This window comes from Jejuia sp. G7-7 (assembly GCF_055808955.1).
This window is the reverse complement of the sequence record NZ_JBVVSZ010000002.1, coordinates 2,006,867-2,019,227: the sequence shown is the minus strand read 5'-3', so window position 1 is coordinate 2,019,227 and position 12,361 is coordinate 2,006,867. Positions and strand designations below refer to the sequence as shown.

At 30.4% G+C, this 12,361-nt stretch carries 11 protein-coding genes and 3 pseudogenes; 10 read left to right on the top strand and 4 right to left on the bottom strand.

The genetic code is table 11. The features are described from left to right. The first annotated feature begins 1 nt into the window (after position 1). The 6 genes and pseudogenes from AC0L5U_RS19535 (at position 2) to AC0L5U_RS19510 (ending at position 5,264) form a co-directional block, all read left to right on the top strand. A complete protein-coding gene (locus AC0L5U_RS19535) occupies positions 2 to 1,033 on the top strand; it encodes a FecCD family ABC transporter permease (RefSeq protein WP_473418090.1) in 1,032 nt (343 codons plus the stop codon). After that, positions 1,033 to 1,828, top strand: a pseudogene (locus AC0L5U_RS19530) (ABC transporter ATP-binding protein). The gene AC0L5U_RS19535 and the pseudogene AC0L5U_RS19530 overlap by 1 nt, the downstream one beginning before the upstream one ends. A gap of 91 nt (positions 1,829 to 1,919) precedes the next feature. Beyond that, positions 1,920 to 3,239 (top strand): annotated as a pseudogene (gene rmuC / locus AC0L5U_RS19525) (DNA recombination protein RmuC). Between the two features lie 152 nt (positions 3,240 to 3,391). Continuing rightward, positions 3,392 to 4,021: a SatD family protein gene (locus tag AC0L5U_RS19520; RefSeq protein ID WP_473418089.1), complete on the top strand. Its 630-nt coding sequence runs from the start codon at positions 3,392 to 3,394 to the stop codon at positions 4,019 to 4,021. Between the two features lie 46 nt (positions 4,022 to 4,067). Further along, positions 4,068 to 4,625 carry a DUF3307 domain-containing protein gene (locus tag AC0L5U_RS19515; RefSeq protein WP_473418088.1) on the top strand — a complete coding sequence of 186 codons (558 nt, stop codon included), beginning with the start codon at positions 4,068 to 4,070 and terminating at the stop codon, positions 4,623 to 4,625. Positions 4,626 to 4,723: 98 nt separating this feature from the next. After that, positions 4,724 to 5,264, top strand: a pseudogene (locus AC0L5U_RS19510) (acyl-CoA thioesterase). Here the strand turns inward: AC0L5U_RS19510 and AC0L5U_RS19505 are convergent. From AC0L5U_RS19505 to AC0L5U_RS19490, 4 genes are read right to left on the bottom strand one after another with little or no spacing between them, the layout of a single operon-like run. Continuing rightward, a complete protein-coding gene (locus AC0L5U_RS19505; RefSeq protein WP_473418087.1) occupies positions 5,261 to 7,174 on the bottom strand; it encodes a TonB-dependent receptor plug domain-containing protein in 1,914 nt (637 codons plus the stop codon). The pseudogene AC0L5U_RS19510 and the gene AC0L5U_RS19505 overlap by 4 nt on opposite strands. Next, positions 7,161 to 7,553: a hypothetical protein gene (locus AC0L5U_RS19500; protein ID WP_473418086.1), complete on the bottom strand. Its 393-nt coding sequence runs from the start codon at positions 7,551 to 7,553 to the stop codon at positions 7,161 to 7,163. The genes AC0L5U_RS19505 and AC0L5U_RS19500 overlap by 14 nt, the downstream gene beginning before the upstream one ends. Beyond that, complete coding sequence (locus AC0L5U_RS19495; protein WP_473418085.1) at positions 7,537 to 8,451, bottom strand: FecR family protein; 915 nt, start codon at positions 8,449 to 8,451, stop codon at positions 7,537 to 7,539. The genes AC0L5U_RS19500 and AC0L5U_RS19495 overlap by 17 nt, the downstream gene beginning before the upstream one ends. Positions 8,452 to 8,497: 46 nt before the next feature. Then, complete coding sequence (locus AC0L5U_RS19490; RefSeq protein ID WP_473418084.1) at positions 8,498 to 9,022, bottom strand: RNA polymerase sigma factor; 525 nt, start codon at positions 9,020 to 9,022, stop codon at positions 8,498 to 8,500. Positions 9,023 to 9,128: 106 nt separating this feature from the next. Here AC0L5U_RS19490 and AC0L5U_RS19485 point away from each other — a divergent pair, with 106 nt between their 5' ends. From AC0L5U_RS19485 to AC0L5U_RS19470, 4 genes are all read left to right on the top strand, one after another. Continuing rightward, complete coding sequence (locus tag AC0L5U_RS19485; RefSeq protein ID WP_473418083.1) at positions 9,129 to 10,202, top strand: hypothetical protein; 1,074 nt, start codon at positions 9,129 to 9,131, stop codon at positions 10,200 to 10,202. Between the two features lie 120 nt (positions 10,203 to 10,322). Further along, entirely contained in the window at positions 10,323 to 10,709 is a 387-nt protein-coding gene (locus tag AC0L5U_RS19480) for an OB-fold protein (protein WP_473418082.1), read from the top strand. Positions 10,710 to 10,721: 12 nt separating this feature from the next. Then, positions 10,722 to 11,465, top strand: coding sequence for a T9SS type A sorting domain-containing protein (locus tag AC0L5U_RS19475; RefSeq protein WP_473418081.1), 744 nt, complete (start codon positions 10,722 to 10,724; stop codon positions 11,463 to 11,465). Positions 11,466 to 11,530: 65 nt separating this feature from the next. After that, positions 11,531 to 12,328, top strand: a complete 798-nt coding sequence (locus AC0L5U_RS19470) for a DUF5777 family beta-barrel protein (RefSeq protein ID WP_473418080.1) — start codon at positions 11,531 to 11,533, stop codon at positions 12,326 to 12,328. Positions 12,329 to 12,361: the final 33 nt, after the last annotated feature.

Here is a 12,361-nt window from a genome sequence, read left to right as displayed (position 1 = left end):
GTTGGAAAACAAAAACACATATAAAATTTCATTTACTGTATTATTAATTGTTCTGATAATAGTGTTTTTTATTAATGTTAGTTTAGGCTCTGTATCCATCCCTTTAAAAGACATATTTAATAGCCTTTTAGGAAACCCAACAGAACAAGTCACTTGGCAACATATTATTTTAAATTACAGATTACCAAAAGCGTTAACTGCTATTATTGTTGGCTCAGGTTTGGGTATTTCTGGTTTACTGATGCAAACCTTATTCAAAAACCCATTGGCTGGTCCTTTTGTTTTGGGGATAAGCTCTGGAGCAAGTTTAGGAGTTGCTTTAGTCATTTTAGGTTCAAGTGCTTTTGGTGGTGTTTTAGCCTCACTTTTTATATCAAAATGGGGAGTTGTTGTTGCGGCAAGTTTAGGTAGTTTTTTAGTTTTATTGGCTGTTTTAGCTGTATCACTCAAAGTTAGAGATACTATGGCTATTTTAATTATCGGACTCATGTTTGCAAGTATTACTGCAGCCATTGTTAGTGTACTTTCCTATTTTGGTTCTGCAGAACAATTACAACAATACATTTTCTGGGGCTTTGGAAGTTTAGGTAATCTATCATGGGAAGATTTAACCATTCTATTGGTCATATACCTATTAGGTATTATACTAAGTATGCTTTCAATAAAATCTTTAAACACATTGCTTTTAGGAGAAAACTATGCTAAAAGCTTAGGTTTGAATATAAAACAAAGTAGACTAATTATTATAATTGCCACTAGTTTACTAGCAGGCACAATAACTGCTTTTACAGGACCTATTGCATTTATTGGTTTAGCCATTCCGCATATAACAAGACAAGTTTTTAATACGTCAAACCATAAAGCACTATTACCAGCGATGTTTTTGTTTGGAGCTATTGTAATGTTAATTTGCGATAGTATTGCACAGTTACCAAATAGTGATTATACATTACCAATAAATGCAATTACTGCTTTAGTTGGAGCACCAGTTGTAATTTGGTTATTAGTACGAAAACGAAAAATGGTATTTTAATGGAGGATAAAAATCAACATATCATTTTAAAAACCAAAAACCTATCTATTGGTTATGCTTCGAAAAAAGCAAAAACTGTTATTGCCTCAAACATCAATGTAGAATTAGAACAAGGAAAATTGGTTGGACTTATTGGAGCAAATGGCATAGGAAAATCAACACTTTTAAGAACGCTTACCAATGTTCAAAATCCATTAAATGGGCATATCGAAATAAACAAAAAAAACATTTCTGAATTCAATCCATTAGATTTAGCCAAAGTAATGAGTTTGGTTTTAACAGAACAGGTTGCTTCAAAAAACTTATCCGTTTTTGAATTAGTGGCATTGGGAAGACAACCTTATACCAATTGGGTTGGTAATTTATCTGAAAGTGATATTCAAAACATTGAAACTGCTCTGGTGCAAACAAATATTACGACTTTAAAAGACAAAAAATGTTTTTGAATTAAGTGATGGTCAACTACAAAAAGTAATGATTGCTAGAGCCTTAGCTCAAGATACAGATTTAATCATTCTAGATGAACCAACAACACACCTAGATATGTATCATAAAGCATACATTTTAAAGCTTCTGCAACGATTAGCAAAAGAAACTAATAAGACTATTTTATTTTCATCTCATGAAATTGATTTAGCAATTCAATTGTGTGATACTTTAATTGTAATGACTGAGAACGAAGTAATTGCAGATGAACCATGTAATTTGATTACTAAAGGCACTTTTGAAACTTTATTCCCAAAAGATTTAATTGCTTTTGATCAGAAAACAGGTAGTTTTAAAGTGAAAAAATAAGAACAACACCGACACAACACCGACAAAATGCCATTATAAATATTCAAAACTTCGGTCTATGTTATTTATCTTTGAACATATTCTTATCTAAATGAACGACAACTTAATTCTCATCATATCCATTTTAATTTCCGCTGCCATTGGCGGTTATTTAGGTATGCTTTTCACAAAACTAAAAAGTAAAAGTGAACAAAGCACACTTGAAGAACGTCAAAATCAAATGCAATTAACCATTGATGAGTTAAAACAAAATTCATCAAAAATTGAAACTGAACGTGAAGAAATTAGAAGAGAAAAGGAATTTTTTAAGTACCGAATTAGCTAGAAAAAATTCAGAATATGAAAACCTCCAAGATCAAAACCTAAAACGCGATAAGGAACTAGAAGAACGCCAAGAACAATTACGTAAAGATTTTGAGCTGTTGGCTACAAAAATTCTTGATGAAAAATCTGAAAAATTCACACTTCAGAATAAAGAAAACATAAAAAATATTTTAAATCCGCTTCAAGAAAAAATAAAAACTTTTGAGGAAAAAGTAGATTTAACCCAAAAAGAAAGCATCAGTATGCATTCGGCTTTAAAAGAGCAGTTACTGGGCTTAAAAGACCTTAACCAACAAATGACCAAGGAGGCTACCAACTTAACGCGTGCTTTAAAAGGCGATAGTAAAATGCAAGGAAACTGGGGCGAATTGGTTTTAGAACGTGTTTTAGAAAAATCTGGTTTAGAAAAAGACCGCGAATATTTTGTGCAACAAAGTTTTACTAGAGATGATAATTCCCGTGTAATGCCCGATGTTGTTTTACATCTACCTGATGGTAAAAAAATGATTATAGATTCAAAAGTTTCTCTAACAGATTACGAACGTTTAGTGAATGCTGGTGATGATGACAAACTTCAGTATTTAAAAGCGCACACTAATTCCATTAGAAAACATGTCGACCAACTTTCTGAAAAAAATTATCAAGATTTATACGATATAGAATCTCCTGATTTTGTACTCATGTTTATTCCTATTGAACCTGCTTTTGCAGTAGTTGTTAATGAAGATAATACCATTTATAATAAAGCTTTTGAGAAAAACATCGTAATTGTTACACCTTCTACCCTTTTAGCCACATTACGTACTATAGATAGTATGTGGAATAATGAAAAACAACAACGTAACGCCATAGAAATTGCACGACAAGCTGGAGCGCTTTACGATAAATTTGAAGGTTTAGTTACAGATTTAACAGGTGTTGGAAAAAAGATAGATGCTGCTAAAAACGATTATTCCTCAGCTATGAATAAACTTGTAGATGGTAGAGGAAACCTCATCACAAGTGTTGAAAAGCTTAAAAAATGGGTGCTAAAGCAAAAAAATCTTTACCAGAAGCTATTATAAAACGTGCCGAAGAAGACGAATAAACCTTTTGTCTTTCTCTCTTCTATAACTTCTAAACACTACCACATGCATTATTCCTTTAAAAAGGAATATTAATAATTATTCCATATTTAAGGAATATATTTGTTTATTCCATTTAAAAGGCATATATTTAAACTTTCAAAAAGAAGAACAGATGACAAGTGTAATAACCGGCGATATTATAAACTCAAGAAGTGTAATTGATCAAAGTATATGGTTAAAACCATTAAAAGAGGCTTTACATTACATATCTGATGATGACTCCAAATATGAAGTTTTTAGAGGAGATAGTTTTCAAATAGAAATTGAGGACATAAAAAAAAGTTTTAAAAAAGCTATATATTTAAAAGCGTGTATAAAATCGATTAAAGGATTTGATGTTAGATTAGCTATAGGTATTGGAGACAAAACATACAGAGCTGATAGCGTTTCAGAATCAAATGGAAGTGCATTTCTCAATTCTGGTGGCTTACTAGATTTTATGAAAAGAACAAAGATTAATTTAAGGATTAAAGCTGATTTTAAACTCCATCCTAATTCATATGATTTTAACGAAATATTTAATTTATACTTTAGGTTTGCTTCAGTAATTATGGATAATTGGACTCCGAATTCTGCCGAAGCCGTAAAACTATTGATGGAAAAAGAGTATGACAACCAAAAGCTAATAGCAAAAAGAATTGGTATAAATCAAGAAGCCGTAAGTAAACGATTAAAACGTGCTAATATTGATGAACTACTAGAATTAGAAGCACTTTACGAACAACAAGTTACACACCTATGATACTATTAATAAAACTATTATTAGCCCACCTCATCGGGGACTTTTTTTGCAACCTCAAAAATGGGTTAAAGAAAAGGAAGAGCGGAAGATAAAATCGCCAAAACTTTATATTCATATTATAATTCATATGGCATTAACAGCCTTATTACTTTGGAATATCAAACTTTGGCCTATTATTTTAATTATAGGGGTTTCTCACTTTATAATTGATGCACTTAAACTTACATTTCAAAAGAAGAAAACGAAACGTTTATTGTTTTTTATAGACCAGTTGTTTCATATGCTAGTAATTATAATCTGTTATTTTATATTTTCCAAAGCATCACTTCATAAAATTAATTTTTCAGAAAACACCCTAATATTAATTACCTGCTTTCTGTTTTTAACAATTCCTGTATCGATAATTATGAAAACCATTTTTTTAAAGTGGAATATTTCAGAACTTACTAAAAATAACCAATCGCTAAAGGATGCAGGGAAATATATTGGTATTTTAGAGCGCATTTTAGTGTTTATTTTCATCATTGTAAACCATTGGGAAGCTGTTGGGTTTCTAATTACAGCCAAATCTGTTTTTAGGTTTGGCGATTTAAAAAGAGTCTAAAACCAGACAACTTACAGAATACATTTTAATAGGCACTTTAATTAGTTTTGGAATCGCAATAATTACGGGTATTACTTACACCTTATTAACTTAAAAACATGTTTAAACACGCCAAAGAATCACAAGTATCAATAACTGAATTAATGTTACCATCTCACTCCAATTTTAGTGGAAAAAATTCATGGTGGCCATATTTTAAATTTAATGGATCAAATTGCATTTGCTTGCGCCTCAAAACATTCAAGGCATTATTGCGTAACGGCATCTGTAAATCGTGTTGATTTTTTAAATCCTATTGAGGTTGGGGAATTAGTAACACTTAAAGCATCTGTAAATTATACAGGTAGAACTTCTATGGTTATAGGCTTACGTGTGGAATCTGAAAACATTCAAACTGGAAAAGTAAAGCATTGTAATTCTTCATACTTTACTATGGTTGCTAAAGATGAAAATGGAAAAAACGCCGCTGTTCCCGGTTTAATTTTAGATACAGAACAAAGTGTAAGACGTTTTGCCAGAAGTATTGCCAGACAAGAACAAGCTAGAAAACGATCGAGTACTTTTAAATCTTCAGAGTTTAAAATTGAAGAGCATTTAGAGTTTGTTAAAACGCAAAATGCTAAAGTAGAATTAAGTTAAAAATAGACCCTAAGAAGAACGTTTGGAGTAATTCCTAGTGAAGTCTGTAGCGTTTCATTAACACTCTCATCTCTTAGCCTAAAAAAATTATTAATCTGGTTTTCTGAATTAAATATGTTCCATACAGAGGCTCCTATATTTGCTCTAGATTCTTTGCCAATTTTAAAATCGTATAAAGCAGAAATATCTACTTTAAAATAATTTTTTAATTGATTACTATTACTTGCTCCAAAATTAACCTGATTATTCTTAATTTCATTTCCTGTAATTGGTAATGTAGTTGGTTTACCAGAAAACCAATTAAGACCGGTTGAAATTTGTAAATCATTATAAGAATAAATTGTTCCTAAGGTAACAGCATTGGTTATATCATAATTGCTTCTAAATTTAACTTCAGGCAAAGAGTTAAAAGTATAATCACTATTTAAATAAGCATAACTAAGCCATGTATTAAATCTGGATAATTGTTTTCTTAAAATAAAATCAATACCTCTTGATTTGTAACTTCCACTGGTTTTTACAAACTCATATTGGTTTTGGAACCCTTGGCTTTGAGTGGTAATTCCCTTTACGTTTTTAACATAAACATCTGCACCAAATTGCCAACCTTTTTTATTATAGTTTATACCTAACGAAATTTGTTTGCTTCTTATAACAGGAACATCATCATCATTTGAAAGTTGCCATCTTCGCTTTTCAACACCTAAAAAATCATTTTGAAAATTGATAATCTGTGATGTATTTTGATGTTTTACTTCGCCTAAAAACTCTAAGCTAAAATTATCAAGAAATTTTTGCGTAAAACTCAATCGTGGCTCCCAAATTTGTTTTTTAAACTTGTTGATGTGGTTAAATCTTATTCCTGCTGATAGACTAGTTCTCGCATTATAAGATAAGTAGTTAAATTGCGAAAATATCCCATGAGTTCTTAAAACTTCAGATACTAAAGATTTAAAAATAGGCGTATCAACATCATCTAGATTAGACACCTTAGTTTCCACTAAATGATAGCCATTAAGTAAATTAAATAGGTCGTTAATTTTATAGATTGTTTTTAATTTAAAACTTGTTTCTGAAACTTTGTTCTCTTGCAAAAATCGTTGTGAGTCCAAGATATTTGCGTTAGTTGCTTTTAAACTGTAATCTGTCTCATAAAGCTCAAGTGATGATTTCCATATATTGTTCCAATTTCTTGTAAAATGAACCGCACCAGCAATACTATTTTGGCTTATACTACTTTGCCTAGATTCATTTAATGTATTTTCATTAAAAATTAATTCATTTGATACATTTATGAAATTTATACGTAATTCATCTCTATCATTCAGCCTATAAATCCATCTAAAAGAAGCATCATAAAAATCGAATTTCTTATCTGAATTCATAATAGAACTCATACTATTTTCAACTTCAGTATCCTCAGAAATTTTATCGAAAAAATTACTATATGCTGGAGTTTCTACTAAATTGCTAATAGACTTTCGTAAAGCCACCTGTATTGATGATTTTTCATTTATAGGAACATCTACAAAACCATTTGCATCAATAAAATTAATACCTATATTTCCTTTAAATTTTTGATTAACAGTTTTACTTGTTTCCATTGAAATAGTTCCTGAAACACCATCAGTAGAGGATACATTAGAGCCATTTTTAATTAAAGAAACACTTTGAGTAATCTGCGGATTATACATGGAAATGAGTCCGAAAAAATGTCCTGATTGGTACATTTTAATACCATCCCACAATACAAGGTTCTGGTCATGACTTCCGCCTCTTATATTAATATTGGAAACATTTTCATTAATACTCTGTATCCCAGGAAATGCCTTTATAGATTGTAAAACATCGGCCTCTATAAGCCCTGGCAACATTCTGAATTTTGAAAAATCTATTTTAAAAAGAACCATTGTTTAATTTAGAAATACCTCTTATTATGTAGCTAGGTACTATAATTTCTGGAAGCGCTTGTAATTCTTTCTCTGAGGGTTTTACACCAGCCTTACTAATTATTACAAAACTATCATTAACAGCTGTAAACTCTAAATCTGTTTGGTTATGTAAATACTCTAAAACTTCAGTAAAAGTGAGTTCTTTTGATGGTGGAACAATTTTATAGTCCTCTATAATATCTTGAGCATAGTTGAATTGATATCCATATTCTGTTTGAATAATATCTAGAACAGCTATTAGAGGTTGTTCCTTTTTGTCTTCTTGTGCATATAATACAAAAGAAAAGCTAAAAAATAGAAATAAAAGTAAAAAAGACTTTTTAGTTGGTTTTGTCATGAATTACAACCTCTTTCAATGTACTAATCTCATATTCTAAACCCATTGGCTTAGTTATAGAAATAAGTGCTTCATCTATATTGTTGTGTTTAAATCCTCCTGAAAATTTCCTTGTTAAATCAATATCTTTAAATGTAACTTCAACATTGTACTGTCGCTCTAACTCTTGAACAACCAAATAGTATGGCACCTCTTTAAAAGTACTCATATTATTATTAACCCAAGTTGGAGCTTCTAATGAAGTTTGCGCTTCTTGAAAGTTACCATTTATAATTTGAAATGTATCACCAGCATAAAGTTTTTTAAGTCTTTCTCCATAGCTAACACTCACAACACCTTCAAAACATTTTACTTCAAAAATGTCTTTACGTTGTTTTACATTAAATTGAGTTCCAAGAACAGCTACAATTCCATTAGTTGTAATTACTTCAAACTTACTACCTTTTTCTACTATAAAATAAGCTTCGCCTTTAAGCTTTACATGTCGTTCTTTATTCCAACTACTTTTATCAAATTCGATGTGAGAATCTGCATTTAATACAACTTTAGAACGGTCTGGAAGTTCTATATTCGTTTTTTCACTTGCTAAAGTTTCAACAACTATAGCATTGTTATTAAACGCATAAAAATAAATTCCAAAACCAATCACCAAAATAGCCGCAATACGCAATAAAGGTTTTAACCAATGAGAATTAGTTGATCTTTTTACTTTTGGTTTTATTTTTGCACCTAAAGCATCAAACTCATCTACTCTAGAAAATTTTGAAGCCTTAAAGTATTCCGCTGAATTAAGGATACGCTTATTAAAATTATGGTCGTCAAGCCTTTCAAAAGCCTCTTTTTCTGCTTCTGTCAACTCGCTATTAAGCCATTTTTTTATCAAAGATTCCTTATCCATTAGGTGTAGCTTTATAATAAAACAACTTACTCATTAAAAGTCCTGATTATTTTATATTAAAATTTTCAAGAGACGCTTTTAATTTACTAAAAGCACTATAAATCCTATATTCTACAACCTTTTTTGTAACACCCAATTGTTCAGCAATTTCACTATGCTTCTTGCCTTCAACCTTATTTAACAAAAATGCAACCCGTTGTTCTTGAGACAAGTTACTTAAAGCTTCTTTATATTTTTCCAAAAATTCGCTTTGTTCTAGAATAAACTCGGGGTTTTCGTTTGTGTAAGTTTTTTGTGGATTCTTTTGATAGTTTAAAACCACTTTTTTATGCTTTAAATCATTTAAAGCCATATTATTTACAACCTTAAACAAAAATGACTTTGCTTTATCTAAATTCACTTTTTTACAATTATCCCAAAGTTTAATAAAAGCTTCTTGCACTTTATCATTAGGATTTATTTGCGCACCATATTTATAGTACATAAAATCATGCAAATCTTTAGAGTACTTATTATAAATATGTTTAAACACCTGCTTTTCGCAAATGTTTTGATTAAGTTGTTTTGGCAAGAGTCAGTATAATTTTTCTAAAGGTAAATAAATATTTTAATTATTATTCAGGAGTTTTTAAAAGTCGATTGTTATATAATAAAGTAGAAATATATTTCCTTTTTAAATGAAAACAGGTAAAATAGCTTTTAGTATTTGTCTTCTCATTTTATGTATGGCATTCGAATCGTGCAGAAAAGAAGAACTGGTGTTGATTGAAGCGCCAGAAGAAGAAGTGTTGGCAGCTAATTCTAACATTTCCAGTTTAATACAAAAAACTGTAAGTAACGATGGCTCTATCGATAATATTTTAGATAAGGCAAATTGCTTCAATATTAAATTTCCTGTTAGCGTTCAAGCAAACGGTAACACTATAAATGTAGCGTCTAAAAACGATTATAAAATTGTTGAATATATTTTTGATGATGAAGATGATGACATAGATATTTTAAACATCATCTATCCGATTACTATTGTATTAGAAGATTATACAGAGGTGACGGTAAATAATAGTTCTGAATTATCCGGCTATTCGAATGGATGTAATAGAGAAAACGAATATGATGATGATATTGAATGTATAGATTTTCAATACCCTATAGCCGCATCTACATTCAATAAAAATAATGAACTAATTACTAAAAATACATTTACATCAGATTATGAATTTAATGATTTTTTGAAGAACTTAAATGAGGATAAAATAGTTACCATAGACTTTCCTGTTAGTGTGATACTTATAGATGGAACTTCAGTTAACATAGCTAATATACCTCAACTAGAAAATATAATTAATAACCATAAAGATGATTGTGACGAGGATGATGATTATGATTATAATGATGATGATTGTGATGATTGTACAACTGAAGAACTTGCTACAATTTTAACTAATTGTGGCGGATGGACTGTTGATAAATTAAATAGAGACAACACTAATCTTGATACTGTTTATGATGGCTATAAGTTTCACTTCTATCAAGATGGTAGACTAAGAGTTTACTGGAATGGTCAGAATGAATATGGCACTTGGATAACATCCGGAACACAAAACGACATTATTGTAACTATAGATTTACCAGATTTACCGCTTTGCAACAATAACTGGAGACTTCATGAAATATCTGAATATACCAAAACCAGAGTTGATTTACGCGTAAGTAGTAACGACAGATTGAGATATAACAACATCTGTAATTAACATATAAGCTAGTATTGAGCATCTATGAAAAAGAAAAATCAATACCAAGTAAATAAAACACTTGGAGCTAGCAAATCTGCTTCGGTCTAAAAAGCCGAAGCAGTATTTAACTTAAAAAAAATGAAAAAGAAAATTGGCTTTACACTTTTATTAATTGCTACAGGGATCTTTTTATATAATTACATATATCAAGACCATAGAAATATTACAACTGAAGCACCTGAATTTGTAGTTAGCTCTACCAATTTAATTCCCCAATTTTCAAAAAACTCTGAATTGGCAGAAAAGAAGTTTTTAAACAAAACTATTGAAGTAGCTGGACTAATTTCAGAAATAAGTAATACAAACACTATTGTTATTGATTCTAGTATATTTTGTCAATTTCAAAATCCAATTCCAAAGGCTATCATTCAAAATAAATCAATAATCATAAAAGGCAGATGCATCGGTTTTGATGATTTATTGGAAGAAATCAAATTAGATCAATGTACTATTATTAATAATTAAAAATCAAACGCTATGAAAACAAAATTACTTTTACTGTTATTATTAGGCTTCGCTTTAAGCTTAAAAGCTCAAATTCGATTTGTCGAGGTAAACACGTCGACAAATATCATCAAGATTAAAAATTTTGGTGCATCAACAATTGATATTTCAACGTATCAATTATGTGATTTTCCAGCTTATCCTGCTTTAAGTTCACTTAATGTAACTGCGGGCTCTTTAAATCTAACCGCTGGTGCAGAAGTTACTGTAGACATATCTGGTGGTATTACAATGAATACATCAAATGGGGAATTAGGGTTATACATTGGCGGTCCTTTTAATCAAGCTTCTAATATGAGAGATTACATCCAATGGGGGTCTCCTTCGCATACTAGAGAACCTGTAGCAAATACCGCTCTAATATGGGTTACAGGTACATTTATATCCTCAAGTGCACCATTACCATATGTATATACAGGAGATGGCACAACAAGTGACGATGGTGTAGCATTTTGGGATCCTACTTTAAGTATAGAAGATTTTAAGGCTGGTCCAGATTTCTCATTATTTCCTAACCCTGTTAATTCTAAACTAAGCTTAAAATTTTCAAATAGCTTTAATAATGAAACAATATCTGTTTATAACCTCCTTGGAAAAATTGTAAAAAGTAAAGTACTAAACTCTGGCAATTCTTTAGAAATGGATGTTACCGATTTAAGTTCAGGGATTTATATGATAAGGGTCAATAACCTTAATAAACGATTTATAAAACAATAATAATTTACAATTCAACCAACCTTAAATTATGAAACGATATTTAATAGCAGCTATTTTTATGCCCCTTGGCATTTTTTTCACAAGAAGATTTATTTGATGAAATAAATACAGATTCTACGGGAACACAATATGAAATAGCAACATTCAAAGGATTAAAAATTGTGAATTTTGAGTCCACTAAATTGGTTGCTAAAGATGAATTAACTTTTATTGTTTCCCATAGATTTGGAAGTATAAAAAATGGTATTGACACTTTTTTTGGTTTGGATGAAGCCGTAACAAGATTAAACTTTGTTTATGGTGTAAGCGATGGGTTAAATATTGGAGTATCAAGAAGTTCTTTTTTGAAAATTTATGATATATCCTTTAAATATCGATTGTCTCGACAAGAGAAAAACGGTTTCCCTTTTACCATTGTTGGGTATAATTCAATTTTACTAAACACCGCTTTAGATAAAGATAATTTACCACTTTTAAAATTTAAACACCGTTTGGGTTATACAGTACAACTATTAATTTCAAGAAAAGTAAATACAAGCTTGTCTTTAGAACTAGCACCAACATTTTTTCATGATAATTATGTTGTAGTAGGAAGTCAAAACAACTCTCAATTCGCATTAGGACTTGGGGGGCGCCATAAATTAGGAAAACGTTGGTCCATAAATGCCGATTATGGTTTACACCTAAACAGAGCCAGTAATTCACCTTTTAAAAACCCGATATCCATAGGTTTAGATTTAGAAACTGGTGGACATGTGTTCCAAATGCATTTTACAAATGCACAAGCTATGAACACCAATGGGTTTTTAGGTCAGGGTTCTGGAGATTGGGCAGACGGAGATATCTTTTTGGATTTAACCTAAGTAGACGATTTTAAATATAAATACATTAATAAA

What these genes read in the sequence shown, in the direction of transcription:
- AC0L5U_RS19520 (WP_473418089.1), top strand. Translation starts at nt 3,392, where the DNA reads ATGACAAGTGTAATAACCGGCGATATTATAAACTCAAGAAGTGTAATT.
- AC0L5U_RS19505 (WP_473418087.1), bottom strand. Translation starts at nt 7,174, where the DNA reads ATGGTTCTTTTTAAAATAGATTTTTCAAAATTCAGAATGTTGCCAGGG.
- AC0L5U_RS19500 (WP_473418086.1), bottom strand. Translation starts at nt 7,553, where the DNA reads ATGACAAAACCAACTAAAAAGTCTTTTTTACTTTTATTTCTATTTTTT.
- AC0L5U_RS19495 (WP_473418085.1), bottom strand. Translation starts at nt 8,451, where the DNA reads ATGGATAAGGAATCTTTGATAAAAAAATGGCTTAATAGCGAGTTGACA.
- AC0L5U_RS19485 (WP_473418083.1), top strand. Translation starts at nt 9,129, where the DNA reads ATGAAAACAGGTAAAATAGCTTTTAGTATTTGTCTTCTCATTTTATGT.
- AC0L5U_RS19480 (WP_473418082.1), top strand. Translation starts at nt 10,323, where the DNA reads ATGAAAAAGAAAATTGGCTTTACACTTTTATTAATTGCTACAGGGATC.
- AC0L5U_RS19475 (WP_473418081.1), top strand. Translation starts at nt 10,722, where the DNA reads ATGAAAACAAAATTACTTTTACTGTTATTATTAGGCTTCGCTTTAAGC.